We start from the raw sequence: 637 nt of genomic DNA on the forward strand, positions 1-637 counted from the left end.
TCTCTTTTTTGTTGCTTTTTACTGTTATCGGACTGTCTGGATGTTCCTTCGGACCTAGCCATCAGGATGTACGTCGGGCACTCAAAAAAGCAGATATTATCCGCGCCATTAAAGACAACAACATGGACATGAATATTACCAAGAGTCAGATGCAGCATATTGATCAGGAAGTCAAAGAAACAAAAATCAATCAGTGCAGACATTTGCACGGTCTGATTTATCGATGCTCCATGATCAGTAACGGTCAAATTCAGATGATCGAAGTCGGGAAACCGGGCGGAAGCCATTGGGAGGTCATCAACAATAATCATCATCTGAACTAACCCAGTCATGGCAGCGTGTTTTGAGATCGTGGCGACGATGGGCTGAGACCTGAATCGTTAAGCGTCCACTATGCCTGTTGCATTGCTACGTAAAACGAAGGAAAGCGTCAATTATGGCCCTCTGTTTGGGGTCCCTTTATGCATACTGCAGAACCAAAACTCCTAAGGAGAGTCCTATGGCGAATAGTCGCCCGAAAACCCTGTTGAAACGCCCGAAACTACTGATTACTGCTGTTGTCGCTGCGTGCTTTGGTTTTACCCTGGGCGCCACCGAATGGGCACAGGCCGATGCCACCCCTACGGCTCCCGCCTTA

General features: G+C 47.7%; 1 protein-coding gene. It reads left to right on the forward strand.

Features of this window, described 5'->3' with window-relative positions; translation table 11 throughout:
- Nucleotides 1–323 (forward strand): hypothetical protein (locus tag BLW97_RS19880; RefSeq protein ID WP_207650662.1); only part of this gene is annotated, 323 nt, incomplete at its 5' end.
- Nucleotides 324–637: the final 314 nt, after the last annotated feature.

It is taken from the genome of Acidithiobacillus albertensis, from assembly GCF_001931655.1.
Taxonomy (GTDB): Bacteria; Pseudomonadota; Gammaproteobacteria; order Acidithiobacillales; family Acidithiobacillaceae; genus Acidithiobacillus; species Acidithiobacillus thiooxidans.